Origin of the sequence: Bacillus sp. Marseille-Q3570, assembly GCF_946151055.1 — a bacterium.
In the GTDB taxonomy this organism is placed as follows: Bacteria; Bacillota; Bacilli; order Bacillales; family Fictibacillaceae; genus Pseudalkalibacillus.
The window spans coordinates 107,992-134,269 of record NZ_CAMGYZ010000008.1 but is presented as its reverse complement, the minus strand read 5'-3'; the positions used below and the strand labels follow the sequence as shown (position 1 = coordinate 134,269).

The following is a 26,278-nucleotide window of genomic DNA, read 5'->3' as shown; positions in this document are numbered from 1 at the left end:
GCGAAGGTTTCTTATAATATTTCGGTTTCATAATTTGTGATTTCAAACTCATCAAAGCGGTCCAGATATTTCATTACTTGCTGCAATTCTTTTTCGACCATTTGTTTATCTTTGGATATGGTTACGATCCCAATTTCGAATCGTTGCCACAGCTCATGAAAATCCGTCTCTGCTACAGCAACATTGAACTGCTGTTTCAACCGCTGGATCACTTTTTTGACTACCGAACGTTTTTCTTTCAAAGAGTGAGCATCATGTATATGACACTCACACTTCAAACTTCCGATCATTTCGGTTTAACCTCTTCCATCACATAAGCTTCGATAACGTCGCCCTCTTTAATATCGTTGAATTTCTCCAATGTTATACCACATTCGTAACCAGCTGCGACCTCTTTGGCATCGTCTTTGAAACGCTTCAGCGTATCAACTTCCCCTTCAAATACGACTACGCCGTCGCGGACTAGACGCACACCAGAATCACGGGTAATCTTACCATCAGTCACGTAACATCCGGCAATTGTTCCTACTTTGGAAACTTTGAAAGTCGTACGAACTTCAACTTGCCCGATCACTTTCTCTTGATAGACCGGATCAAGCATACCCTTCATTGCAGATTCGATTTCATCAATCACATTATAGATGATCCTATGCAATCGGATATCCACTTTTTCAGCTTCTGCTGTACGTTTCGCGTTGTTATCTGGACGTACATTGAATCCGATGATGATCGCATTTGACGCAGATGCAAGGATGATGTCGGATTCTGCAATCGCACCTACACCCGTATGAATGATTTTAACCTTGACACCTTCCACATCGATCTTTCTCAATGAACCTGCGAGAGCCTCGACAGAACCTTGAACATCTGCTTTGAGGATGACGTTGATTTCCTTGATGTCGCCTTCCTTGATCTGCTCGAATAGATCATCCAGATTGAGCTTCGAGCTTTCTTTTCGCTGTTGCTCAATTTGTCTTTTTGCACGAGCTTCACCAATTGCACGTGCTTTTTTCTCGTCCTTGAACACTCGGAATTGATCTCCTGCATTCGGGACATCGTTCAAACCAGTGATTTCAACAGGGGTCGATGGACCAGCTTTTTTGACGCGGCGTCCAAGATCATTGACCATTGCACGTACACGGCCAAACGTATTTCCGACGACGATTGGATCACCGACTTCGAGTGTTCCGCCTTGCACAAGAAGTGTAGCGACTGGACCGCGTCCTTTATCCAGTTGTGCTTCAATTACTGTACCATTGGCAAAACGGTCTGGATTCGATTTATGCTCCTCCACTTCTGCTACGAGAAGAACCATTTCAAGAAGCTCATCGATTCCTTCCCCACTGATCGCGGAAAGTTTGACGAAAATCGTATCGCCGCCCCAATCCTCAGGAATCAATTCATGTTCAGTCAATTCCTGCATGACGCGATCTGGGTTTGCCCCTTCTTTATCCATCTTGTTCACCGCCACGATGATTGGGACTTCTGCTGCCTTTGCATGGTTGATCGCCTCAATTGTTTGAGGCATGACGCCATCATCAGCTGCTACGACCAGGATGGTGATATCCGTAACTTGTGCACCACGAGCACGCATCGTTGTGAATGCTGCGTGTCCTGGTGTGTCCAGGAATGTAATCGGTTTTCCATTTTCTTCGATCTGATAGGCACCGATATGCTGTGTGATCCCACCAGCTTCTCCTGCAGCTACCTTCGTTTTACGGATTGAATCAAGCAACGTCGTTTTTCCGTGATCGACGTGTCCCATGATCGTCACGACTGGTGGACGGATCGACAGTTTACTTTCATCTTCTTCAATTTCATTTTCCTCAAAGTTCGTTTCGTCAATAATTATTTCTTCTTCAACTTCAACATTGAAGTCAGCGGCGACCAGCTCGATGGTTTCTTTATCAAGCTCTTGGTTGATCGTCGCCATTACACCTAAGCCCATCAGCTTTTTGATGATATCAGATGTTTCGATATGAAGTTTCTTCGCGAGTTCACCGACAGTCAAAGATCCTTCAAAAGTGATCTTTTCAGGCATTTTTGGTTTTGGCTGTTCTCTCTTCGGCTGCTGTTGTTGATTCGCAGCTGGACGATTGTTACGTCCTTTTCCTTTTGGACGGTTCTGTCCTCCTGGACGATTCTGGCCGCCAGGACGGTTCTGTCCCCCTGGTCGGTTCTGTCCTCCTGGTCGGTTCTGGCCGCCTGGACGGTTTTGCCCTCCAGGACGGTTCTGGCCACGGTTGGCATTAGGGTTATTTCCACCGCGATTATTCGGTCGATCACCAGACTTTTGTTGATTCCGATTGTTGTCTGTCGCTTTCCCTTTTGGTTTGTTCTCGGATTGATTCATAGGTTTGTTGGATGGTTTATTCGGTTTCTGGTCTTTCTTTTGACCTTTATCAGGACTGAATGCTTGATCCAATTTAGTAACAGTGGTATCTTCTATCGTTGACATATGATTTGTAACTTCTATATTCATAGTCTTTAATTTTTGAATTACATCTTTACTTTGAACGTTATGTTTCTTTGCATATTCATAAACGCGCATCTTACTCATTTGGTCACCCCCAAAATTATTGATCGATCAATTTCTTCAACTTTTGTGCAAATCCATTATCGATCACAGCAACGGTCACCCGTTGTTCTTTCCCAATTGCGTTACCCAACTCATATCGGTTCGGCACTATATAATAAGGAACTTGATAGTAAGTACACTTATCTATCAGCTTTTTCCTTGTATTGGCGGATGCATCTTCTGCAAGCAAGATCATTTTGGCACGTTGCTGACGTATTTCTTTGACAACCAACTCTTCACCAGAGACACATTTTCCTGCTCTATTCGCTAAGCCTAATAGGGACTCCCATGATGATTTCATCTATTCCCTCGATTGACTGACTTGGCTTTTCAGTTCTTCGTATACTGTATCAGTAACTTGGACAGATAGTTGGTTCTGGAATGCTTTCTTCTTTTGTGCCAATTCAAAACAGGAGATCTCGTTGCAAATATAAGCTCCTCTGCCTGACTTTTTACCGGTAAGATCGATCGAAACTTCTCCTTCAGGAGTACGGACAATGCGAATCAATTCTTTCTTCGGCTTGTTTTCTTGACAAGCTATACACTTTCGCATCGGTATTTTCCGCTTTTTCATCGTTTCCCTCTCCTTTTAATCTTCCAGTTCTTCGTCATATACATCATCATAATCCGGCTCTTCAGGTTGTTTATCCGGGTCATACAAACCTTGTTCAACTGCTTCTGACTCACTCTTGATATCGATCTTCCAGCCAGTCAATTTGGCAGCTAATCTAGCATTCTGACCACGTTTCCCAATTGCAAGTGAAAGCTGATAGTCCGGGACGATGACACGGGTCATCTTTTCCTCTTCATTCACTTGGACTTCAAGCACTTTTGAAGGGCTCAAAGCATTTGCGACATATTCCACAGGATCGTTCGACCATCTTACAATATCAATTTTTTCTCCGTGAAGCTCATTGACGATCGTTTGTACCCGCTGGCCTCTTGGTCCGACACAAGATCCGACCGGATCTACTTCCGGGTCTTCCGCATGGACGGAAATTTTAGAGCGATCACCAGCTTCTCGTGAAATTGATTTGATTTCAACTGTACCATCATAAATTTCGGGTACTTCCAGTTCAAATAATCTCTTCAATAACCCTGGATGAGTCCTTGAAACCATGATCTGTGGTCCTTTTGTCGTCTTCTCGACCTTTGTGATGAATACTTTGATCCGATCATTCGTCTTATAAGATTCAGATTGGATTTGTTCAGTAGTCGGCAACAACGCTTCGACTCGACCAAGATCGACATACATGAAACGGTGATCCTGACGCTGCACTACACCCGTGATGATATCTTCTTCACGATCGATGAATTCTGAAAAAATGATTCCACGTTCTGCTTCACGTACTCTTTGAGTAACGACTTGTTTAGCAGTTTGTGCTGCAATACGGCCGAAATCCTTCGGTGTCACTTCAAGCTCTACGACATCCCCTTCTTCATATTGAGGACTGATTTCCTTCGCTTGATCGACTGACATCTCCAGACGGCTGTCTTCCACTTCTTCCACTACATTTTTTCTTGCAAATACTTTTACACTGCCCGTATCTTGATTAAAATCAACGCGGACATTCTGTGCTTGATGAAAATTTCGTTTGTAAGCTGAAATCAGTGCAGCCTCAATTGCTTCTACAATAACGTCTTTACTGATTCCCTTTTCCTTCTCAAGTACTGTCAACGCATCCATTAAATCGCTCATCGGACTCTCCCCCTTATGATTAGAATGATACCGCTAAACGCGCATTAGCAACTTTTTCGTACGGTACCTTGATTTCCTTCGTCCTTGTCTTCACGCGAATTTCGACAGTGAGCTCTTCACCATCAAATGATATGAGCGTTCCTTCGAATTCTTTTTGGCCATCGATTTGTTCATATGTTTTCACATGTACGTGCTTTCCGACTGCTTTTTGAAAGTCTGAATCCTTTTTCAATGGGCGTTCTACACCTGGTGAGGAGACCTCAAGGAAATAAGCCTGGGAGATCGGATCGACTTCATCCAATCTTTCACTCAATTGTTCACTTACTTTTCCACATTCTTCAATATCTACACCATCTTCGCTATCGATGTATACTCTTAGAAACCAGTTCTTTCCCTCTTTGACAAACTCGACGTCTACTAGTTCAAGGTCCATGGATTCTAAGATCGGTGTTACGAGTTCTTCCGTTATCTCAGTCACCTTTTTACTCATTTGTGGTCCTCCTTTATCACTGGGACATTTTCTGCTTCAATTCTTGCTGTTCGAATACTTGGTAGAATTGCCCTGAATCAAAGTCTTTCAACAGGGCTATTAGAAAAAAGATATCAAACATAAAGGAAAGAGTGGGTTGGCACCCACTCCTTCCGACGACCTATTCACTAGTATTTCCAATTTCAATATACCATAAACGTGTTCGGGATTGCAACTTAGAACAACGAGAGCTGGTTCGCATCCGGCAGTCCTTCTAGACAGCCTTGATCTTCTAAGTATTGAATCACAGTTTTTGAAATCTTACTTCTTTGCTGAAGATCTTCTTTCGAAAGGAACTCGCCATCCTCTCTCGCTTTGACGATATTGATCGCCGCATTCGTACCGAGGCCTGGAATCGCATTGAACGGTGGAATTAGCGTATCTCCATCGACAATGAATTCCGATGCAGAAGAACGGTAGAGATCTACCTTATTGAAACCGTACCCACGTTCACACATCTCAAGAGCCAATTCAAGAACGGTCAGCAAACTCTTCTCCTTAGGTGAGGCATCCAGTCCTTTTTGGTTGATTTCTTCAATGCGGTGCCGGATTGCTGAAGATCCTCTCACCATCACTTCTAAATCGAAATCATCTGCACGAACCGTGAAATATGCAGCATAGAAGAGGATCGGATGGTGGACTTTGAAATAGGCGATCCTCACTGCCATCAATACATACGCAGCAGCATGGGCTTTCGGGAACATGTACTTGATCTTTTTACAAGATTCAATGTACCAATCCGGGACATCGTTCTTTTTCATTTCTTCAATCCATTCATCCTGCAAACCTTTCCCTTTACGGACGAATTCCATGATCTTGAATGCCAGTGATGGCTCGAGACCTTTGTATATCAGATAGACCATGATATCGTCACGACAACCGATGACATCTTTAAGTTCACATGTTCCATTTGCGATCAACTCATTGGCATTGTTCAACCATACGTCTGTACCATGGGAAAGACCTGAGATCTGCACCAATTCGGAAAATGTGCTTGGCTTCGTCTCCTCAAGCATCTGCCGGACGAACCGTGTTCCGAACTCTGGGATCCCGTAAGTTCCAGTCTTACACATGATCTGTTCCTCTGTTACGCCCAAAGCCTCGGTCCCACTGAACAATTTCATGACCTCTGCATCATCAGTCGGAATCGTTTTCGGATCGATACCACTCAGATCTTGAAGCATCCTTATGACAGTCGGATCATCGTGCCCGAGAATATCCAGCTTCAACAGGTTGTCATGGATGGAGTGGAAGTCAAAGTGGGTCGTCTTCCATTCAGAATTCTTGTCATCTGCAGGAAATTGAATCGGGCAAAAGTCGAAAATATCCATATAATCAGGTACCACGATGATACCGCCTGGATGCTGCCCTGTGGTCCTTTTCACCCCGGTACACCCACTGACAAGCCGGTCGATTTCTGCTGAGCGGTAATGGATATTGTAATCAGACGCATACCCTTTGACGTACCCATACGCCGTCTTCTCAGCTACAGTACCGATCGTCCCTGCACGGTATACATAATCCTCCCCAAACAGTTCTTTCGTATAGTTATGTGCACGTGGTTGATATTCACCTGAGAAGTTCAGATCGATATCAGGCACTTTGTCCCCTTTGAACCCTAAGAACGTTTCAAAGGGAATGTCGTGACCATCTTTCGTATATTCAGTGCCACACTCTTCACATTGTTTATCAGGAAGGTCGAACCCTGATCCTACCGATCCATCATCAAAAAATACAGAGTGTTTACAGGATGGGCATACATAATGAGGCGGGAGCGGGTTCACCTCGGTAATTTCCGTCATCGTCGCTACGAAGGACGAGCCGACGGATCCACGAGAACCGACTAGATAACCATCATTCAATGATTTCTTTACGAGTTTTTGAGAAATCAAATAGATGACTGCAAATCCATGGCCGATGATACTCTTAAGCTCTTTTTCCAGCCGTTCTTCAACCAGTTTCGGAAGATCTTCTCCATAGATGCTTCGTGCACGGCCATAACTCATGTTACGTATTTCATCATCCGCACCTTCAATCTTTGGTGTATAAAGATCATCCGGAATCGGCTTCACTTCTTCAATTTGCTCTGCAATTGCTTGTGTTGCTTCTACAACAATCTTTCTTGCTATATCTTCGCCAAGAAAATCGAATTCTTCAAGCATTTCAACAGTGGTACGGAAATGTACATCTGGCAGCTTCTGCCTGTTAAGAGGATTCGCATTTCCTTGACTGCCAATCAGGATCTTCCGGTATATCTTATCGGTTTCATCAAGGTAATGAACATTCCCGGTAGCAACGACAGGTTTATCGAGCTTTTCGCCAAGTTTGACGATATTCTTGATGATTTCTTTCAATGAGAGCTCATTCTGGACTAGCTCTTTCTCTATGAGGTGTTCATAGTTCCCTATTGGCTGCACTTCAAGATAATCATAGAATTTAGCGATCTCTTCCACTTCTTCGGGCGACTTCTGCATCATACCCTCGAAAACTTCACCTTTATCACAGCCTGATCCTATCAAAATCCCGTCTCGATTTTTCTTCAATTTAGATCTAGGTATTCGCGGTGTACGATAAAAATAGTTGAGATGGGATTCTGTCACTAGTTTATAGATGTTTTTCAGACCTTCCTGGTTTTTAGCTAGAAGTATACAATGGGATGGACGCGTCCGTTCAAATCCGGTCTCCCCCATGTGATCATTGAATTCATCGTGATAAGTGATTCCTTTTTCAATACTGTCCTTGATCATTTTCAATAAAAGATAACCGGTTGCTTCAGCATCGTATATCGCTCTGTGATGCTGCGTCAATTCGATATCGAACTTCTTACACAACGTATTCAATCTATGGTTCTTGAACTCTGGATATAGGAATCTACCGAGTTCAAGTGTATCGATTACCGGATTTGGTGCATCACCGATCCCGACCTTCCGAAAACCGACATTCAAGAATCCCATATCGAAACTAGCATTATGAGCCACTAAAATCGAATCTTCGATGAAAGTATGGAAATCTTTCAGCACATCTTCGATCTCAGGTGCAGAGTTCACCATATCATCAGTAATCCCGGTCAAATCAATGGTCGTAGCGGAAAGAGGATGGTGTGGATTTGCGAACGATTCAAACCGGTCGACGATTTCCCCATTTTTGATTTTCACCGCTGCAAGCTCAATGATTTTATTATAAACAGCAGATAGACCAGTCGTTTCTACATCAAATATGACATACGTTTCGTCCTGTAATAGTCTGTGCTGATCGTTATAAGCGATCGGTACGCCATCATCGACGAGATTCGCCTCAAGTCCATACAAAATTTTAATTCCATGTTTTTTACCGGCTGAATAGGCTTCCGGATAGGATTGGACGACTGCATGATCCGTTATTGCTACTGCTGGGTGTCCCCATTTCGCAGCCTGTTCGACGAGAGATGACGTAGAGCTTATAGCATCCATCTGGCTCATCGGTGTATGAAGGTGAAGTTCAACCCGTTTTTCATCCTCAGGTGCTTCGTCCTTCCTGACTACTGGCGGCAGCTCTTCGATATCATTCGCAATCATGACGAGATCCCTTACGAATGTATCGTTCTGGATTCCTCCACGTGCCTTCACCCACATCCCTTTTTTCAAGGATTGAAGTCTTGGGATATCTTCCTTATCACGTGAGAACATTTTAATAAGCAATGAATCCGTATAATCCGTTATTTTGAATGTCAATAATACGCGGCCACTTCTCAATTCCCTCGTCTCAGCATCGAAGACGTAACCCTGGACGGTGATTTTCCTCTCTTCATCGACGATTGATTGAATCTGCACCGGCTCATCCTTTATTCCGTATCCGATCTTCAATTTTTCATTACGAATTCCGTTTTCAAGTTTCTTTCCGGCTTTTTCCTTTTCCATCATAGCAGCCATCACTTTGGTCTTATCTTCCTTCTCCCGTTGCTCAACGAACCTTTGATAATCTTCCTGATTCTGTTCTACCTTCGTCTCGAAGTTCAATGCAGGGAAGCCATATTTCTTAAAGGCAGTACCGAGAGATGGACCAAGTTTCCTTTGAAAAAGCATAGCTTGAGCGTCATTGGATACTTTCACTGTGACTTTATTTCCTTCAAGGTTAGGAATCTTCCCTGAAAGCATATCCAAGACAGGCATGTTCTGAGATTGTAATTGTTCGATGCATGGACTCCAATAGCCCTCAAATAATTCACGTGAGATTTCTTTTTGATCGCAGTGTATGACACAACTTGCTTTTGCAATCGTGTGGAATGCTTTTTGGATTAAGGTTTCAAGTAGTTGATAGGCATCATATGGTAAAGGCGTGGTTATGAATATATGGAATGTCCATTTTTTCTGTTCCTTTTGTATGGAGAGTTTCTTCAAATATCCATCTTCAAAGAAAGAAAGTTTCTCTTGAGGAAAACCGATTTGCTCAAGCAACAAGGACAATCGTTGTTTCCGAATTTCGAGGTCTTCCATTTCGTCTTGACTCCTTTCAAACTAGGCTATGTTAGTATTTATTGCTGATTTCTACGATTCACCTTCGCTTTTCGCGATCTATTGTCGCAGGAATGCCGCAAATCTTTCTTGAATCAACAAAATACTTTAACAGAGCCTTAAACTAATAACGAGTGGTACTATTCCATTGTACCAATACCCGATTTACAAGTATGTACTTAATATTGAAAAGGGAGAGGACTGACTATGATCTACTCGTCAGTCCTCTTGTGGCCTTCGAACATCTTTAAGCTTGTGCAATATACGCTTCGATTTCAGTTATATGTTTTTCTGCTTTTTCGCCGGTTTGTCGATTCTTCAATTCGACGATTCCTTCTTCAGCCCGCTTCCCGACAATGACCTGGAACGGAATACCGATCAAATCAGCATCAGTGAATTTTACACCGGCACGTTCTTTACGATCATCATACAATACATCCAAACGATTCCTCTTCAATTGAGCATAGAGTTGTTCTCCAAGTTCAGCCTGGGTATCACTTTTAGGATTGACGCAAATGAGATGGACATCAAACGGTGATAAGGATTCTGGCCAGACGATCCCATTCTCATCATGCATTTGTTCAACGACGGCTGCCATTATTCTTGACACTCCGATCCCGTATGAGCCCATCGTAATTGGTTTTGATTTCCCGTTCTCATCGAGTATAGTGGCATTCATCGCTTCACTGTATCTTGTGCCTAATTTGAAAACATGACCAACCTCGATGCCTCTTGCGAAAACGATTGTGCCTCTTCCATCTGGAGAAGGATCCCCTTCTTCGATGAAGCGGAGGTCATCATAAAAATCAACTTCAAAATCTGTTCCAGGGTTGACGTTTTGATAATGCATATGTGGTTCATTCGCTCCACAAACACCATTTACGATATATTCTACAGCATGATCAGCAATCACTTTTACCTCATCAGGTACATCAACCGGTCCGATATATCCTACTTCACAACCGATGATTTCTTTCGTATGTTCCTCAGTTGCCAACTCGACAACTTCTGCATCAAGTACATTTTTGATTTTGACATCATTGAGTTCATGGTCTCCGCGAGAAAGCACAAGAACTGGCTTTTCATCGACCATCCATAAAAGTGATTTGATACAATTTTGCGGTGTTACATTCAAGTACTCAGCAACTTCCAGGATCGTCCGCTTGTTATCTGTTTCGACTTTCATACGTTCTTTTACGGGCACATCCTCTTTTTTGTATTGAACATTAACAGGTGCCATCTCTACGTTAGCTGCAAAATCAGATTCATCAGAATAGGCAATCGTGTCCTCACCAATATCAGCGAGAACCATGAATTCATGCGTATCTTTACCACCCATTGCACCTGAATCAGCGATGACTGCTCTGAAGTTCAACCCGCATCGATTGAAAACGTTCATGTACGCTCCATAGATGGCATCATAATTACGGTCCAATCCTTCAGGGGCGACATCGAAAGAATAAGCATCTTTCATGATGAACTCCCGACCGCGGAGAAGTCCGAAACGTGGTCTTTTCTCATCACGGAATTTCGCTTGTATCTGATAAAGCACCATAGGTAAACGTTTATAGGATTTCACTTCATCACGAAGTAAGCTTGTGATTAATTCTTCATGTGTAGCACCAAGTGCGAACGTGCGGTTATGGCGGTCATTCAAACGCATCAATTCAGGACCATATGTATGCCACCTGCCTGATTCTTCCCAAAGCTCAGATGGTTGCAGGGCAGGCATCAGGACTTCCTGGGAACCGATGTTATCCATTTCTTCACGTATGATCGTTTCAACTTTCCTAAGGACTTTTCGTCCTAGCGGAAGAAATGAATAGACTCCAGACACACTTTGGCGGATAAAACCAGCACGGACCAGCAACTGGTGGCTGATCGCTTCTGCATCTGAGGGAACTTCCCTTAACGTGGGGATATATAAATTACTTTGTCTCATTACAGCACCTTCTTTATTTTTTAAGTCTCTTAAACAAACATATCTACTCTAATTTAAAAGGTAGCGACTCGAAAAATCAACCATTTTAAGTTAAGTTCCCGGTTATAAAGTCTGTTGTTTGTGATATGAGGTCGAAGGAAAAATTCAGAGGACATCTGTTCCGAACAAATGAGGTGTTTCAAAAATTTAGAGGACAACTATTCCGTTATTGGGTTAAAATCATCAGGTTTCTCGTTGAATTCAAGCCAATAAGGTCTCTGGTGTCCTCTAATTTTAAAAAACATATCGATTTCATACAGATAAGGTCTCCTGTGTCCTCTAATTTCCTATATTGCATACGCATCTCTAAAATTCCACACTAAAGCCTAAACAGAAGAAAAACCGACCCATCAATAAGATAGATGAGCCGGTATGAATCACAGAATCTAGTTGATGAAGAATTTATGGATGTCATTCCATGTGACGACGATCATCAACAACATCAATAAGGCGAAACCGATAAAGTGAACCAATCCTTCTTTTTGTGGATCCAATGGCTTTCCACGGACAGCCTCGATTGCCAGGAAAGTCAGTCTTCCACCATCAAGGGCAGGAAGCGGCAAGAGGTTGAATATCCCAAGGTTGACACTCAAGAAAGCTGCCCATTGCAATAAGACAAAAACGCCTCCTTCAGAAGCCTGGTCCGTGTATTTATAAATACCAACGGGACCTGAAAGATTGTCAAATGAAATCTGACCAGTGACAAGCTGTCCTAATGCTTGAATGATCAAGACAGTCAGTTCACCTGTCTTCTCCACTCCGTATTGTAGAGACCCGAAAAAGGATACTTCAGTCGGCATGTATACTCCGATATAACCTTCTGAGGATTTTCCATCTTGCGATTCCCGCTCGTTAGGAGTCACTGTCACCTTATTGGTTTCCCCATCTCTTTGAATGGTGAATTGTAACTCTTCATTCGGGTTTTGCTGAATGGTCTTGACAAGCTCCTCCCATGTGTTGACCGCTTCTCCGTCAATCGAGAGGACGCGGTCCCCCTCTTGAAGCCCTGCTTCATATGCAGCACCGTCTTTATCCAACTTTCCTAATTGCGCTTCATCAACTGGAATACCTTGAGTCATAGCATAAACAGCCAATAGTACAAACGCGAGCAAGAAGTTCATCAATGGACCGGCAAATATCGCAAGGAAACGATCTACCAATGATTTAGAACCGAATTGGCGATTGTATGGGGCGATTTGCATCGGCATACCATCCTGGACAAACTCTGCCTCTGGATGTACAGGATATGATTCTGTCAGTTCGTCATTGACATGTCCTCTAAGAACAAGGTCATGTTCTATGTCAGCCTTCTCAACGGTAATAACTTTCGCATCAGGATAACGGGCGAGCTGATTTGCTACAATCTGCTTCACCTTTCCTTCTGAATCGAAGATGAGTCCAACTTGTGTTCCTGGTTTGATTTCGATTCCCTCAGGATCTTCCCCTGCCATACGGACAAACCCGCCGAGTGGGAGCAGCCGGATCGTGTATAACGTCTCACCTTTTTTTGAGGAGAAAATCTTCGGACCAAAACCGATTGCAAACTCACGACATAGGATACCAGCTCTCTTTGCCAGCAACAGATGCCCTAATTCATGGAAGAATACGAGTGCACCAAAGATAATTACAATCGAAATAAATGTATTCATTTACGTGACCACCTTTACACTATAAGGGATTGTACAAATTGCCGTGAAGCAGCATCAGCCTCACGAATTTCTTCTAACGAAGGAGCCTCGACAGATTCATGATTATCTAGTGCTTTTTCTATCAAGGTCTCGATCTCCAAAAATTCGATACGGCCATTTAGAAATGCTTCCACTGCAGTTTCATTGGCTGCGTTCAACACTGTCGGCATCGTCCCGCCAGCATTTCCTGCTTCAAAAGCATATCGTAAACATGGAAACCTTTCTAAATCCATTTTTTCAAAATGCAAGGTTCCAATATCTACTAAGTTTAACCTTTTTCCACTTGGTAAATCAAGCCTTCCGGGATGCGTAAGAGCATATTGAATCGGTACCTTCATATCAGGAGTGCCCAGGTGTGCAATTACACTGCCGTCTATAAACTCTACCATAGAATGGATGACACTTTCACGATGCATGACGACTTCGATATCTTCGTAGTTCGTATCAAATAACCAGTGCGCTTCGATGACTTCCAGACCTTTATTCATCATCGTCGCAGAATCGATGGTGATTTTGGATCCCATCGACCAATTCGGATGATTGAGTGCTTCTTCAACAGTGACCCCTTGCAAATCAATACGAGTCCGGTCACGGAAACTCCCCCCAGAAGCAGTCAAAATCAGCTTGGACATCTCACTTTTCTTTTCTCCATTGAGACATTGATAGATTGCAGAATGCTCACTATCAACTGGAAGGATGTCTACACTGTTTTCCTTCGCACGGGTCATCACGATGTGACCAGCCGTGACTAAAGTCTCTTTATTTGCAAGTGCGATGGTCTTCCCTTCATCAATAGCTGCCAGTGTCGGTTCAAGTCCCACACTCCCCATAACGGCGTTCATAAGTGTATCCGAGGCAGGATCTGTCGCAATCTCTAACAGGCCATTCTCACCATAGTATACGAGACAAGGATGGTCGATAGTCCTTTTTAATTCTTCTGCCAATTCTTTAGTAGCGACAGAAACACGTCCAGGGCGGAATTCATCAACCAATTTCGCCCCGATTTCAAGGTTCGTACCAAAAGAAAATGATGTGATTCTAAATTGTTCTGGATGCGCCCGGACGACTTCGACTGTCTGGGTCCCGATCGATCCAGTAGCACCTAGTATGCTGATATATTTCATACATTCCTCCATTTTAAGAAAACTTGGCAAAGTCAAGCCTAAGGCGTAGACCCAGCCAATAGTTCCTCGAAAAAGCAATTACTTTTCCTTCGTACGGTTATTGCTTCCGAAGCTGCCAGCTTGAGCACTGATCATGAAGAAAGTATGATGACTTTCTTTAAGCATGAAAAAACTTGCCTATTAATAGTTGCAATCAGAGCCTTGCTGACCGGGTAATAGATGTACGCAAGGAAGGTTGTTCTTCCTTACAAAGCAGTCTATGGCAATAATTGAACGATATGTAAAATCGGCAGGACGAACAAGATGCTGTCGAATCGATCTAATATTCCACCGTGCCCAGGTAATAACGTTCCTGAATCCTTCACTTCATAATGCCTCTTAAAAGCTGATTCGACCAAGTCACCGATTTGTCCGAATACACCGATGACCATTGCAGCTACAACAGCAAGTAGAACCGTTGAGTAAATCGGCAGGATCATTTGGAAAATGACAGCTACAATGACTGCACATAATAAACCGCCTAATGACCCTTCTATCGTCTTATTCGGGCTGATTACCGGCCAAAGCTTGCGTTTTCCCATGGATTTCCCGAAAAAGTAAGCCCCCGAGTCCGTCGCCCACACAATGAACAATACAAAGAAAATCGCACCTATTCCATCATTTAATGCTCTTGTCTCGTTAAAATAAAGAAATCCGATTCCTACATATAACGTAGACATAATGACGAAACTAGCATCTTCAAAAGTAAAACGGTTTTTTGTAATTACCGTCCACGTCAACAGTGAAAACAACCCGATTATGATCGTGTACATTTTCACTGTATCGAGATCATAATTAAAATCCCAAAATTTCTTAGGGATGACGAGAAGTATGACCATCAATAAAGAAATCATACCAGGGACATGAACTAACTTGATCCCTTTCATTCTTAATAATTCCCTTATCCCTACCGCAGCTAACAGAGCCATTACACTATAGAACCAGACTCCGCCGATAAATACGATAGGCAGAAATACAAGTGCTGCGATAACTCCTGTAATAATACGTTCTTTCATAAAATCCTCCTAGGGTTAAACCCCACCAAACCTTCTGCCTCGATTTTGATAGTCATAAATCGCCTTGTCTAAATCCGCTGCAGAAAAGTCGGGCCAATACACATCAGTAAACCAAAGCTCTGTATAGGCCATTTGCCATAACATGAAGTTGCTTAAGCGGATTTCACCGCTCGTTCGAATCAACAATTCTGGGTCTCCTACTTCATTGGACATCATATAAGAACCAATCATCTCTTCACTTACATCTTCAGGCTTAATGGTTCCATCTTCAACTTCTTTTGCAAGTTGTTTAACAGCAGAAGTTATTTCATAACGGCTTCCATAATTCAAAGCAAAATTCAATACCAGTCCATCGTTGTCCTTCGTCCTCTCGACTGCTTCATTTACAGCTTTTTGAGTATAAGAAGGGATCCCTTCCTTTTCACCCATGATCCGGACTCGTACATTTTCTTCAATCAATTCAGGCAAGTACGTCAAAAGAAATTGTTCAGGAAGTTTCATAATGAATTCCACTTCAGGTTTTGGTCGTTTCCAATTTTCTGTAGAAAAAGCATACATGGTCAAAGCTTTCACACCTAATTCATTTGCACGCTTTACTACCTTACGGACGACTTTCATTCCTTCACGATGCCCCGCTATTCGTGGTAGACCTCTCTTCTTCGCCCAACGTCCATTCCCATCCATGATGATGGCAATGTGGTTTGGTACACGTGATAAATCGAGTTCGAGGTTTTCTGTCGTTTCTTTTTTAGTTTTCGTCAAGTTCGTAAGTTTATTTAACATATAGTCTCCCCCAGAGAGAATAAATCAAACCACAAAAAGGGATCGTTCACCTTCATGGCCTTATTGCTATGGCTCTATTAGTTTAAATTGTTGTGATCTACGAAGTTCACTCCCTTTCGGTGGGTGAACCGTAGGAGTGTAGCGAATTTTCGCTTCAATCAACAAAGTCCTTTAACATAGACATTACTATTATAATGAAAACCGGCCATATGTATCAAAGAGGCTGTCCCAGAACAATAGTGCCGGACACCGCCACGTCAACATTTTGTCTCAAATCCATGATTCATTTCAAAATGTTGTTCGTTACGATGTAAGTCAGACACTTATGGGGACAGCCCTTTTTTCTTATCTTATTTTAACTTGAATTATGTTAAACTTCCATGATTTCTTTTTCTTTATTTTCCGCAATAGAATCGATTTCTGATACAAATCGGTCTGTGACCTTTTGTACTTCATCGCTGTAATGACGAAGATCATCTTCTGTCATTTCGCCATCTTTTTGAAGCTTCTTAAGCTCATCATTAGCATCACGACGGATGTTCCGGACTGCCACTTTACCTTCTTCAGAATACTTTTTGACGAGTTTGACCAGTTCCTTACGACGCTCTTCAGTCAATGCTGGAATTGCGATCCGGATGACATCTCCGTCATTAGAAGGAGATAGTCCGAGCTCGGCTTTTTGGATGGCCTTTTCAATTTCCCCGATGATCGATTTATCATATGGTTGGATTACAAGTAGTCGAGCTTCTGGTACAGAAATGTTCGCCATTTGATTCAGAGGTGTCAATGCTCCGTAATAATCCACAGAAACACGGTCTAAAAGTGATGGATTTGCTCGTCCTGCACGTAAAGTAGCAAGTTCACGACGAAAAGCGGCTACTGCTTTTTGCATTTTTTCATCTGCTTGTTTGATGATTGTATTTGACATGTCATTTCCCCCTTACAACTGTTCCTATATTTTCTCCTTCGATAACACGCTTGATGTTTCCTTCTTCCATAATGGAGAAAACAATTAGCGGGATATCGTTGTCCATACATAAAGATGAGGCAGTGGAATCCATTACTGATAAACCTTCTTTTAAAACTTCCAAATAAGAGAGACTCTTATATTTCGTCGCTGTTTCATCTGTTTTCGGATCTGCTGTGTAAACTCCATCAACATTGTTTTTCGCCATCAAGATGACTTCAGCTTCAATCTCAGCTGCACGTAGTGCGGCAGTTGTATCAGTCGAGAAGTATGGATTACCAGTTCCTGCAGCAAAGATGACAACACGTTTTTTCTCAAGATGACGAATCGCTTTTCTCCGAATATACGGTTCCGCAACCTGGCGCATTTCGATTGACGTTTGAACTCTTGTTTCTACTTCTATGCTTTCAAGGCTGTCCTGTAGTGCCAGTGAATTCATGACGGTCGCTAACATACCCATGTAATCTGCAGTAGCACGATCCATGCCCATTTGACTGCCAGCTTTACCTCTCCAGATGTTACCGCCGCCTACCACAACAGCAACTTCAACATTCATTTCAACAAGTTCTTTCACTTGTTTTGCGATCGAATTGATGATATGCGGATCGATTCCATAACCGACCTGACCTGATAAAGCTTCTCCGCTTAATTTTAAGACTACTCTGTTGTATTTAGGCGTACTCATTTTTTCCCTCCATCAACGTTTCCTGCATTATTATATGGGGTTGCTTGAAAAAGAGGGAACACACCTGTGTCCCCTTTTTCTGTGGATGTTTGTGAAATAATTACTGAATCGTGCAGCAGTAATTTATTTCTTTACTTGTGACATTACTTCGTCAGCGAAGTTTTCTTCGCGCTTTTCCATACCTTCGCCTACTTCGTAACGTACAAATCCTTTGACAGTACCGCCTTTGCTTTCTACGTACTTACCGACTTTTTGATCTGGATCTTTAACGAATCCTTGATCAACAAGGCAAATTTCTTCGAAGAATTTATTGATTCGCCCAGCTACCATTTTCTCAACGATCTTTTCTGGCTTTCCTTCGTTAAGTGCTTGTTGAGTAAGAACTTCTTTCTCACGAGCAACTTCTTCTTCAGAAACTTGCTCACGGTTCACATAGCGAGGGTTTACTGCTGCAACGTGCATCGAAATATCTTTTGCAAGATCTTCGTCAGTCGTTCCGCCAACTACAGATAGGACCCCGATACGGCCACCCATGTGGAGGTATGCGCCAAATGCATCATTTTCTTCCTTTTGAAGGATTGCAAAACGACGAAGGGAAATCTTCTCTCCGATCTTTGCAATTGCGTTGTTGATGTACTCTTCAACGGGAATGCTTTGACCAGTCATAGTTTGTTTAAGAGCATCTTCAACAGAAGAAGGTTTTGCTTCAAGCAAGTGATCAGCGATTTCTTGGATCAAGTTCTTGAATGAATCGTTTTTAGCAACGAAGTCCGTTTCTGAGTTGACTTCCACGATTGCAGCTTCGTTTCCTTTCGTAGCAATATGAGTCAAGCCTTCAGCAGCGATACGGTCTGCTTTCTTAGCTGCTTTCGAAATGCCTTTCTCACGTAGCCAATCAATCGCTTTATCCATATCTCCATCATTCTCTGTTAGAGCTTTTTTACAATCCATCATTCCTGCGCCAGTTTTTTCACGCAGTTCTTTTACCATTTGTGCAGTTACTGCCATAAATCTATTCCTCCCTTGAAATATGTAGCTTTTAAACAATATTTTGGTAACCATATTTGATGACTTTTTGAACTTCATTTCTTTAAAAAAGGTGATAAAGGGTCAGTTCCCCTCTATCACCCTTAAATGAGCATTCATTTACGCTTTGACTTCTGCCTCTTCTTCTTCAGTAGAAGCAGCTTCTTCTGCGCTTCCCTGGTTAGCTTCTACAACAGCATCTGCCATTTTAGAAGTAAGAAGTTTCACAGCACGGATTGCGTCGTCGTTACCTGGGATGACAACATCCACTTCGTCTGGATCACAGTTTGTGTCGACGATAGCAACAATCGGAATGTTAAGCTTACGAGCTTCTGCAATCGCAATGCGCTCTTTACGAGGATCGATGACGAAAAGAACGTCTGGAAGACTGTTCATGTCCTTGATTCCGCCTAGGAATTTCTCAAGTCGATCCATTTCCTTTTTAAGGAGGATAACTTCTTTCTTAGGAAGTACATCGAACGTTCCATCTTCTTGCATTTTTTCAAGGTCTTTCAAACGCTTGATACGCTTACGGATCGTATCGAAGTTTGTCAATGTACCACCCAACCAACGTTGGTTGATGTAGTATTGACCAGCACGTTGAGCTTCATCTTTAACAGACTCTTGTGCTTGTTTTTTCGTACCGACAAAAAGGATCTTTCCTCCGTCAGCAGCGATGTCACGTACGTAATTATACGCTTCTTCTACCTTCTTGACTGTCTTTTGAAGGTCGATGATGTAGATGCCGTTACGTTCTGTGAAGATGTAACGTGCCATCTTTGGGTTCCAACGGCGTGTTTGGTGACCGAAGTGAACACCAGCTTCTAACAATTGTTTCATTGAAATTACTGCCATGAATGGCACCTCCTGTGGTTTTTTCCTCCGCCCGCTTCCGATCAATCACAACTGTAATCATTCAATATTACAGCACCCATGATTGAATCCACGAACGTGTGTGATGTGTTATAAATATTTTTTTATATCATAAACACCGAGGATAACTATAACATAAATTGAATGGAACTAGCAAGTACCTATTGCCCATCTCGATGAAATTTTATCATAAGTTCGACTTCACCTTTACCTTTATTTACTTTCTTGGCGATTTCATCTAAAGAATAACCATTGTTATGCAAAGAAATGATTTGTGAACCGAGAGAAACACCGAACGTTTCTTTTTCTTCATTGATAGGTGGTGAATATATTTTATCTTCTTCATCCTGAATGATTTCATCACTGGCTTTTTGGTTCATTGGACGTTTCTCTCTTGGAATTTCATCTCCATTTATATCTCTTTGGTTACGATCAGTTTTTCTTCTGTCGTCCAGGGATGCAAGTTCCTTCAGAAATGCCTCGTTCTCTTCTTTCATCTCAGTCGTATAGGCCAGAAGTATATCTTCCATTTCCTTCTTTGCGGCTTTCAAGTCCTGGTGGTCTGCTGCACCTGAACGTTTCCAAATAATGATTAGGGATAATAGTGTGATGACGTGTATGATAAAGCTTATTCCAAGTAAAAATGCTGTCATTTCTTCCTCCTAACCAGAAAAATCGATCCGTTGTCCTTTATATGGATGTTTTACATCTTCTTTTTCCTGGTCATGTGCCTGTCGATTTTGTTGATGATGGTGAGCATTCGAACGATTACGGTCATCGAAGTGTTGTTTATCTGTACGTTCTTGCTTTTCAATTGATGTCCGATTCCGTTGTGAGCGTTCTTTTTCAATGGCAGCTGCATGGGATTGATTGATCTGTGATTGCTGTTGGAGTTTCTCTTGAACTTTCCCTGCATCCTGGGTTCTCGGTATGGCAACTTGTAGTTCAATCAACTTCAAACTCATCCCTCAATCTCCTCATTTCAATGATTGGATAACGATTTCGCTCGATACAAGTTTAAATTCAACTGCTTTATATTCGTGCGGAAGTACTCTCTTGTATTTTCCGAAAGTCACTTCTACACCTGGATGCAACACACCGTTGACTACAAGTGTCTGGTCATGAAGCGGTTTGATGTCTTCCTTTACTTCTTCTAATTCCTTTTTCATTCCATCTAATAAACATTCAGTTTGCTGATATGTATTCCGCACCTTCAGCAGGAGGAGTCTTTCTGAGTCCGTCAGCTTAGCAAGATCTTTCGATTCTAAGGATGTCTTCAATTTTCCCAGCTTTTTCAGATTATCCTCTTCTAATGCTATCCGACTTGACAGATGAGTAGACTTGTCAAGGATATGAGCCGGAGTTCCGAGATAAAGTAGGGTTTTCGTCATAACATCAGTCCCTGTTTGGTTGACGAAGATATCCCCGCCAGCGCTGACACGACCCCCGAAGATGGTTCCTTTTCCTTTTTGACAAAAGATGTTGCCATCTACGAGTACATCACTGTAATTGATAAGCCTTACATATAAATCCCCTCCGACTTTCAAATTACCTTGATTGATGTATCCCGTATGCAAGTCACAGCCCGCTTCGATATATGATTTTCCATGTCCCGCAATTCCGTTTCGGATGAAAACAGATCCACCAGCTTTCAAGTCAGAGGCTTCTACGATTCCAGAAATCCTGATGTCGCCATCAGCTGTAATTGTGTAACCAGAAGGAACATCGCCATGTATATGAATATTCCCTACAAATGAAAGGTTTCCTGTCTTCAAATCCAAATCACCTTTCACTTCATAAACCGGAAAGACATGGACTGCACGTTTTTGATAACTGACTTGTCCATCAGCTGAAGCATAAATGCTTTTAGAAGGAAGATCGGTGATTGTATTTTTGCACTTTTTAAGTTTGATTGGTCTCCCTGATTTAGCCGGGACAGTCTCCCCTTTTACATCAAGACCTGGAATGCCGTCCGTATGAGGGATGATTTCAGCAATCCGTTCGCCTTTTTGGACTGATGGGATATCAGTGAACGAACGTAGGTCGATAAAATCAGCTTGATTATCGAAAAAAGTTCCTCCATTTATAATCAGGGGTTTGATAAATCCATCTTCTCCTGCTTCTGGTTCTTTCCCTTCCGCTACAATGACAGGCTGAGTCCAGTGTTCGATATCCTCTACGATATTTTCAAGCACTGCTCTCAACACACCGTGGACAATCCCTGATTCTTCAAGAAAGATCAAAAAGTCTTCCACAGTAGCCTGATCTTCGAATGATTGCAAAGGAACAAGTTCAGCTATCATATTTTTCTTGCCAAGCTTCAGTTTTACATATTTTGATAATTCAATGGCCACGAATGCTCCTCCTGACTCAATTTGTATATTTCGCCAGTACGTTTCTGAGCTTGTAAAGTGCTTTCGAATGGATTTGAGAGATACGAGAAGTAGACAAGTTCAATACATGACCGATTTCAGTCAGTGTAAGTTCTTCATAATAGAAGAGGCTGACCACCAGCTGTTCTTTTTCATTAAGATCCTCGATGATGTTGGATAAGTGTTCGTGAAGTTCGTTCGTCAACATCAGCGTTTCAGGGGTCTCAACCTTCTTATCTTCAATCGTGTATCCTACTTTTTCATTCGAATCGCTGTCTTTATTCTCTTCATCAATGGATAATACATTTGCTAAAAAGCTTTCTGACATGATCGTCAATACATCATCTTCCGTCATTCCTACTTCAGCAGCGACTTCTGATGCTGTCACAGAACGCATCTGTTCTTGTTCCATCCTTTCGATGGTCGAGTCGATTTTTTTTGTTTTTTCCCGCAAGGAGCGAGGGAGCCAATCTTCACGACGCAAACCATCAAGGATTGCACCTCTGATCCGAAAAGATGCATATGTATCGAATTTGAGATCTCTCGTAGGGTCGAATTTTTTTAAAGCATCATATAGTCCTAAAAGTCCATGGCTCCTCAATTCATCTTTATTAACGTTTCTTGGCAAACCTACAGCAATACGTTGAACATGATATTGGACCAAGGGTAAATGCATTTCTAATAAGGCTTCACAGGAGTCTTTATCCCGAAATTTCGACCAATTGTCCCAATGTACACTCGCTTCTGCCCCGCTTCGCATCCAATCCCTCCTCGTAATCTTATAATCTTGGTGACCTTAAATGGTTGTCATTCCTTTATGTATCGTCCGGATCGTCAATTTACTGTTTTCGATGTCAAATTCAATTGTTCTCCCGTTTTGTCCACCTACATCCTCAGCAAGAACGGGAATGCTTAAGGTCTGTAAAATGTCCTTGACTGCTTTAATGTTCCTCGGTCCAACACATAACGCTTCACTCTTCCCTGTGAATTGGAACATCTGAGCGCCGCCTGCGATTTTGGCTTTCAATCGATTTTGTTGGATACCAAAATGTTGGACGAGTTCTGTAACCATTGCGGGAAGGGCTGTATCAGCATATTTAGCTAAATTGAACGTCATATCTCTCGATAGTTCAGAACTAGGTAGCATGACATGGGCCATACCAGCAACCTGGGCCAAAGGCTCAAAAATAACGATACCGACACAAGACCCAAGACCAGTCGTTTTCAAACGGTTCGGTGCTTTCGTAATTTGATAATCTGAGATCTTCACATTGATAGTTTGTATGGTTTTATTCATTTAACGGAACTCCGAGTGATTGAAAGATCTTTTGAAACGAATCCGGGTCGGGTAGAAGTAGAAAATGACTGTCTACACCTGATTGTTCACTACTCCCATTTTTAAGCTGTGTGTCGATGATGATTGCATAGTCACTGACCTGTGACATTTCCATCAACCCAAAAGACAATACAGCCGCAGCCATATCGATTGTCAAAAATGGCACAGAAGGCGACAAATTCAAACCTGTGAAATCTGAAAAGGATGAAAGATATGAACCTGCAAGTATATTCGCTGTTTCTTGAAGAGCTGACCAGACCATTTCGGATGTAAGGATGCTTTCTTCATCCAATTCCGGGTCACCCGTCAATTCTCTTAAAATTGTGGTCGCTTCATCTACTGTGAAAATCAGAAACATATTTCCAGGGGCATCACCTGTCACTCTGAAAAATGTTGCCGCTACAACAGTTTCTTCCCCACCAACCATCTGAACGACTTCATGAAAGGGGACGAGGTTCACAGTAGGAAGTGCCATATCGATAGATTTCTGCATCAGTTCAGATAATGCGGTGGCAGCATTACCAGCGCCGATGTTACCGATTTCTTTCAGAATATCCCTATGATACTCTGTCAACTGTTCGGGTGTGATCATTCATTGGTCTCCTTGAATTGGCGAAGCGCAATGATCTCTTCTGGATTCAACACCTTTTCCAGATTAAGTAGTATCAACAATCGCTTCTCAAGTTTTGCAACACCATCAAGGTATTCCGCTTCGATACCACCGACTACTTTCGGTGCCGGCTCTACTGTATCAGCTGGGACATCGATCACATCATTTGCCGAATCCACGATCATACCAACCTCTAAATCATTGGCATTGACAATGATGATCCGGGTATCCTCTGTATAAGAAGTCTCTTCCAAATCAAATCGGCTACGTAAATCAATGATTGGCGTGACGATACCTCGAAGATTGATGACTCCTTTAACGAAGGAAGGCGTCCGTGGTACTCTGGTAATCTCCTGGATTCGTTCTATCGATCGTACCTGATGGACATCGACTCCATATTCTTCATCCAATAGTTGAAACACAATCGCTTTCATTTCAGTTTCTTCGGTTTTCATTTCAGACATTTCTAATCTTCCTCCCTTATTTGATCAAATCATTACAATCTAGTATTAAAGAAACTTTTCCATCTCCAAGTATCGTTGCCCCAGATATCGCAAAAATATTTGAAAGGTATTCCCCTAAAGGCTTCAGGACGATTTCTTGCTGACCAATGAATCGGTCGACGATCAAGGCAGCCATCTGATCACCTTTACGGACAACTACGACGGAATAGGAGTTTTTCTCTTCTTGAATACCTTCTACCTCTAAAACATCCCTGAGTGACAAAAGCGGAACCACTTTTCCTCTGAAATCAACAACCAGCTGGTTATGCGCTTTCATTACTTCTTGCTTCGGAATCACGATACTTTCAACAATATTAGATAATGGGATTGCATATGTTTCAGGTCCGATCGTTATCAACATTGCTGATAAAATCGATAGGGTCAAGGGCAGTTCAATGGCGAATTTCGTACCTTTACCAGGCTCAGATGTAACCATGATCTGACCACCGAGGGATTCGATTTTGCTTTTCACAACATCTAACCCGACACCTCTACCGGATATATCTGAAACAGTATCGGCGGTACTGAATCCAGAGGCGAACAGTAACTGGTAGACCTCATGATCTTTCATCGTCTCTGCATAACTTGGATCGATAATGTGGTTTTCAATCGCTTTATCCAATACCCTTTGCCGATTGATACCGCCACCGTCATCCTCAATTTCAATGAAGATATGATTTCCACTATGATAGGAGATTAGTGAAATCGTTCCTTCTTCTGGTTTCCCAGTTTTGGTTCGTTTCTCAGGCAGCTCGATGCCGTGGTCGACAGAATTTCGTAACAAGTGGACGAGAGGGTCACCAATCTCATCGATTACCGTTCGGTCCAGCTCGGTTTCTCCGCCGCTGATTTCCAAATTGATTTTCTTCCCAAGATCTTTCGCTAAACTTCGGATCATCCGGGGGAATCGGTTGAACACTTGATCGATCGGTACCATCCTCATCGTCAGTAGTGCATCCTGCAGATCACTTGTAAGTCTTGTCATGTGTTCGACCGTGTCCGTCAACTCACTGTTGTTCAATTGTTTCGCTAACGCTTCCAAACGACCGCGGTCAATGACAAGTTCTTCAAATAAGTTCATCAATTGGTCCAATCGGTTGATATTGACACGCATGGTTTTATTGTTCTGAGCATTTTTGGGAGGTGTTCCAGTTTTACCTCCCACATCTGCTTTCTTCACATCCGGTTCTTCCAGTTCGATTGCAGCTGCTGGCTCTTCTGCTTCTGATGAAAATGAATCGATTTCATAGTTTTGTACGTGGACCTCTTCAACTTCAGATACTTTGCTTATCTTTTCTCTGATCTCTTCTGCATTCTTCTCAGATACCAATGTGACTGAAAATGCATAATCAAATTTTTCTTCTTCCAGTTCGCTGACCGAGGGGTCTGAATGAATCACTTCAGACAGTTGCTCAATGACATCAAAGACCATATAAACACGTGCAGCCTTAAGAATGCAGGTTTTCTCCAAAGTTACTTTGACAGTGTATGGATGTAGGCCTTGTTCAAAAGATTGTGCTAAAATCGAACGTTGAAATTCGTCAAGTCCATCACCAGGGTTAGACTGATCTTGCTCATTGGATACAGCGGCTGGTTTTTCCCCTGTTTCAATCACATTAAGCTTTCTGACGATTCCGTCAACATCGTGTTTCCCATCTCCGCCAGCAATGATGGATTCAACCATTGCTTCTAAATGATCCACTGATTCAAAAAGTGCATCCACTACCTCATCCGTTACTTTCACCTTACTTTGTCGGATGGCATCCAGGACATTTTCCATTTGATGCGTGAGGCTTGCCAAATCTTCAAACCCCATTGTAGCTGACATCCCTTTAAGGGTATGGGCGGATCGGAAAATATCATTTACAATCGCAACATCCGCTGGATCATTCTCAAGTTTGAGCATATGTTCATTAATCGCTTGTAGGTGTTCCCTGCTTTCATCGACAAACACATCTAAATATTGATTCATATCCATG

24 protein-coding genes are annotated in these 26,278 nt (G+C 42.4%); all 24 read right to left on the bottom strand.

The window, feature by feature from the left end:
• Positions 1–11: 11 nt before the first annotated feature.
• The 24 genes from N8M93_RS14305 to N8M93_RS14190 all read right to left on the bottom strand — a co-directional run bounded on the left by N8M93_RS14305 (position 12) and on the right by N8M93_RS14190 (position 26,277).
• Positions 12–290 carry a DUF503 domain-containing protein gene (locus N8M93_RS14305; RefSeq protein ID WP_261132897.1) on the bottom strand — a complete coding sequence of 93 codons (279 nt, stop codon included), beginning with the start codon at positions 288–290 and terminating at the stop codon, positions 12–14.
• Complete coding sequence (infB, locus tag N8M93_RS14300; RefSeq protein WP_261132896.1) at positions 287–2,560, bottom strand: translation initiation factor IF-2; 2,274 nt, start codon at positions 2,558–2,560, stop codon at positions 287–289. The genes N8M93_RS14305 and infB overlap by 4 nt, the downstream gene beginning before the upstream one ends.
• A 16-nt stretch (positions 2,561–2,576) precedes the next feature.
• Positions 2,577–2,879, bottom strand: coding sequence for a YlxQ family RNA-binding protein (locus tag N8M93_RS14295; protein ID WP_261132895.1), 303 nt, complete (start codon positions 2,877–2,879; stop codon positions 2,577–2,579).
• Complete coding sequence (gene rnpM / locus N8M93_RS14290; protein ID WP_261132894.1) at positions 2,880–3,152, bottom strand: RNase P modulator RnpM; 273 nt, start codon at positions 3,150–3,152, stop codon at positions 2,880–2,882.
• A 15-nt stretch (positions 3,153–3,167) separates the two neighbouring features.
• A complete protein-coding gene (nusA, locus tag N8M93_RS14285) occupies positions 3,168–4,277 on the bottom strand; it encodes a transcription termination factor NusA (protein WP_261132892.1) in 1,110 nt (369 codons plus the stop codon).
• Between the two features lie 19 nt (positions 4,278–4,296).
• Positions 4,297–4,767 carry a ribosome maturation factor RimP gene (gene rimP / locus N8M93_RS14280; protein ID WP_261132891.1) on the bottom strand — a complete coding sequence of 157 codons (471 nt, stop codon included), beginning with the start codon at positions 4,765–4,767 and terminating at the stop codon, positions 4,297–4,299.
• 215 nt (positions 4,768–4,982) lie between these two features.
• On the bottom strand, positions 4,983–9,278 hold the full coding sequence (locus N8M93_RS14275) for a PolC-type DNA polymerase III (RefSeq protein ID WP_261132889.1): 4,296 nt from the start codon (positions 9,276–9,278) through the stop codon (positions 4,983–4,985).
• A 265-nt stretch (positions 9,279–9,543) separates the two neighbouring features.
• Entirely contained in the window at positions 9,544–11,238 is a 1,695-nt protein-coding gene (locus N8M93_RS14270; protein WP_261132888.1) for a proline--tRNA ligase, read from the bottom strand.
• A 425-nt stretch (positions 11,239–11,663) separates the two neighbouring features.
• Complete coding sequence (gene rseP, locus N8M93_RS14265) at positions 11,664–12,926, bottom strand: RIP metalloprotease RseP (protein WP_261132887.1); 1,263 nt, start codon at positions 12,924–12,926, stop codon at positions 11,664–11,666.
• Between the two features lie 14 nt (positions 12,927–12,940).
• Positions 12,941–14,089 carry a 1-deoxy-D-xylulose-5-phosphate reductoisomerase gene (locus N8M93_RS14260; protein WP_261132885.1) on the bottom strand — a complete coding sequence of 383 codons (1,149 nt, stop codon included), beginning with the start codon at positions 14,087–14,089 and terminating at the stop codon, positions 12,941–12,943.
• Positions 14,090–14,346: 257 nt separating this feature from the next.
• Positions 14,347–15,144, bottom strand: a complete 798-nt coding sequence (locus N8M93_RS14255; protein WP_261132883.1) for a phosphatidate cytidylyltransferase — start codon at positions 15,142–15,144, stop codon at positions 14,347–14,349.
• Positions 15,145–15,159: 15 nt separating this feature from the next.
• Entirely contained in the window at positions 15,160–15,927 is a 768-nt protein-coding gene (locus N8M93_RS14250; protein WP_261132881.1) for an isoprenyl transferase, read from the bottom strand.
• Between the two features lie 370 nt (positions 15,928–16,297).
• Positions 16,298–16,855: a ribosome recycling factor gene (gene frr, locus N8M93_RS14245; protein WP_261132879.1), complete on the bottom strand. Its 558-nt coding sequence runs from the start codon at positions 16,853–16,855 to the stop codon at positions 16,298–16,300.
• Between the two features lies 1 nt (position 16,856).
• Positions 16,857–17,579 carry a UMP kinase gene (pyrH, locus tag N8M93_RS14240; protein WP_261132878.1) on the bottom strand — a complete coding sequence of 241 codons (723 nt, stop codon included), beginning with the start codon at positions 17,577–17,579 and terminating at the stop codon, positions 16,857–16,859.
• Between the two features lie 123 nt (positions 17,580–17,702).
• Positions 17,703–18,587: a translation elongation factor Ts gene (gene tsf, locus N8M93_RS14235; protein ID WP_261132877.1), complete on the bottom strand. Its 885-nt coding sequence runs from the start codon at positions 18,585–18,587 to the stop codon at positions 17,703–17,705.
• Between the two features lie 138 nt (positions 18,588–18,725).
• Entirely contained in the window at positions 18,726–19,460 is a 735-nt protein-coding gene (rpsB, locus tag N8M93_RS14230; RefSeq protein WP_221564369.1) for a 30S ribosomal protein S2, read from the bottom strand.
• Positions 19,461–19,639: 179 nt separating this feature from the next.
• The gene (locus N8M93_RS14225) at positions 19,640–20,131 is read right to left on the bottom strand and encodes a DUF6115 domain-containing protein (protein ID WP_261132874.1); all 492 of its coding nucleotides are present in this window, start codon (positions 20,129–20,131) and stop codon (positions 19,640–19,642) included.
• A 9-nt stretch (positions 20,132–20,140) separates the two neighbouring features.
• On the bottom strand, positions 20,141–20,443 hold the full coding sequence (locus N8M93_RS14220) for a hypothetical protein (protein ID WP_261132872.1): 303 nt from the start codon (positions 20,441–20,443) through the stop codon (positions 20,141–20,143).
• 12 nt (positions 20,444–20,455) lie between these two features.
• Positions 20,456–21,832 (bottom strand): DUF342 domain-containing protein, encoded by a 1,377-nt coding sequence (locus N8M93_RS14215; protein WP_261132870.1) that lies wholly within the window; start codon positions 21,830–21,832, stop codon positions 20,456–20,458.
• 16 nt (positions 21,833–21,848) lie between these two features.
• Positions 21,849–22,610, bottom strand: coding sequence for a FliA/WhiG family RNA polymerase sigma factor (locus N8M93_RS14210; RefSeq protein ID WP_261132869.1), 762 nt, complete (start codon positions 22,608–22,610; stop codon positions 21,849–21,851).
• A gap of 36 nt (positions 22,611–22,646) precedes the next feature.
• The gene (locus tag N8M93_RS14205; RefSeq protein ID WP_261132867.1) at positions 22,647–23,147 is read right to left on the bottom strand and encodes a chemotaxis protein CheD; all 501 of its coding nucleotides are present in this window, start codon (positions 23,145–23,147) and stop codon (positions 22,647–22,649) included.
• Positions 23,140–23,778, bottom strand: coding sequence for a chemotaxis protein CheC (locus tag N8M93_RS14200; protein ID WP_261132866.1), 639 nt, complete (start codon positions 23,776–23,778; stop codon positions 23,140–23,142). Before N8M93_RS14200 ends, N8M93_RS14205 begins: the two co-directional genes overlap by 8 nt.
• Positions 23,775–24,260, bottom strand: a complete 486-nt coding sequence (locus N8M93_RS14195) for a chemotaxis protein CheW (RefSeq protein WP_261132865.1) — start codon at positions 24,258–24,260, stop codon at positions 23,775–23,777. The genes N8M93_RS14200 and N8M93_RS14195 overlap by 4 nt, the downstream gene beginning before the upstream one ends.
• Before the next feature lie 16 nt (positions 24,261–24,276).
• On the bottom strand, positions 24,277–26,277 hold the full coding sequence (locus N8M93_RS14190; RefSeq protein WP_261132863.1) for a chemotaxis protein CheA: 2,001 nt from the start codon (positions 26,275–26,277) through the stop codon (positions 24,277–24,279).
• Position 26,278: the final 1 nt, after the last annotated feature.

Excerpts from the sequence above, each read along its gene's own strand:
- N8M93_RS14225 (WP_261132874.1), bottom strand. The coding sequence starts at position 20,131 with ATGACAGCATTTTTACTTGGAATAAGCTTTATCATACACGTCATCACA.
- N8M93_RS14190 (WP_261132863.1), bottom strand. The coding sequence starts at position 26,277 with ATGGATATGAATCAATATTTAGATGTGTTTGTCGATGAAAGCAGGGAA.
- N8M93_RS14250 (WP_261132881.1), bottom strand. The coding sequence starts at position 15,927 with ATGTTAAATAAACTTACGAACTTGACGAAAACTAAAAAAGAAACGACA.
- tsf (WP_261132877.1), bottom strand. The coding sequence starts at position 18,587 with ATGGCAGTAACTGCACAAATGGTAAAAGAACTGCGTGAAAAAACTGGC.
- rnpM (WP_261132894.1), bottom strand. The coding sequence starts at position 3,152 with ATGAAAAAGCGGAAAATACCGATGCGAAAGTGTATAGCTTGTCAAGAA.
- N8M93_RS14210 (WP_261132869.1), bottom strand. The coding sequence starts at position 22,610 with ATGCGAAGCGGGGCAGAAGCGAGTGTACATTGGGACAATTGGTCGAAA.
- N8M93_RS14275 (WP_261132889.1), bottom strand. The coding sequence starts at position 9,278 with ATGGAAGACCTCGAAATTCGGAAACAACGATTGTCCTTGTTGCTTGAG.
- N8M93_RS14305 (WP_261132897.1), bottom strand. The coding sequence starts at position 290 with ATGATCGGAAGTTTGAAGTGTGAGTGTCATATACATGATGCTCACTCT.
- nusA (WP_261132892.1), bottom strand. The coding sequence starts at position 4,277 with ATGAGCGATTTAATGGATGCGTTGACAGTACTTGAGAAGGAAAAGGGA.
- pyrH (WP_261132878.1), bottom strand. The coding sequence starts at position 17,579 with ATGAGTACGCCTAAATACAACAGAGTAGTCTTAAAATTAAGCGGAGAA.
- N8M93_RS14260 (WP_261132885.1), bottom strand. The coding sequence starts at position 14,089 with ATGAAATATATCAGCATACTAGGTGCTACTGGATCGATCGGGACCCAG.
- rseP (WP_261132887.1), bottom strand. The coding sequence starts at position 12,926 with ATGAATACATTTATTTCGATTGTAATTATCTTTGGTGCACTCGTATTC.
- N8M93_RS14195 (WP_261132865.1), bottom strand. The coding sequence starts at position 24,260 with ATGTCTGAAATGAAAACCGAAGAAACTGAAATGAAAGCGATTGTGTTT.
- N8M93_RS14220 (WP_261132872.1), bottom strand. The coding sequence starts at position 20,443 with ATGAGTTTGAAGTTGATTGAACTACAAGTTGCCATACCGAGAACCCAG.
- rpsB (WP_221564369.1), bottom strand. The coding sequence starts at position 19,460 with ATGGCAGTAATTTCAATGAAACAATTGTTAGAAGCTGGTGTTCACTTC.
- rimP (WP_261132891.1), bottom strand. The coding sequence starts at position 4,767 with ATGAGTAAAAAGGTGACTGAGATAACGGAAGAACTCGTAACACCGATC.
- N8M93_RS14270 (WP_261132888.1), bottom strand. The coding sequence starts at position 11,238 with ATGAGACAAAGTAATTTATATATCCCCACGTTAAGGGAAGTTCCCTCA.
- N8M93_RS14255 (WP_261132883.1), bottom strand. The coding sequence starts at position 15,144 with ATGAAAGAACGTATTATTACAGGAGTTATCGCAGCACTTGTATTTCTG.
- N8M93_RS14205 (WP_261132867.1), bottom strand. The coding sequence starts at position 23,147 with ATGAATAAAACCATACAAACTATCAATGTGAAGATCTCAGATTATCAA.
- N8M93_RS14200 (WP_261132866.1), bottom strand. The coding sequence starts at position 23,778 with ATGATCACACCCGAACAGTTGACAGAGTATCATAGGGATATTCTGAAA.
- frr (WP_261132879.1), bottom strand. The coding sequence starts at position 16,855 with ATGTCAAATACAATCATCAAACAAGCAGATGAAAAAATGCAAAAAGCA.
- infB (WP_261132896.1), bottom strand. The coding sequence starts at position 2,560 with ATGAGTAAGATGCGCGTTTATGAATATGCAAAGAAACATAACGTTCAA.
- N8M93_RS14295 (WP_261132895.1), bottom strand. The coding sequence starts at position 2,879 with ATGAAATCATCATGGGAGTCCCTATTAGGCTTAGCGAATAGAGCAGGA.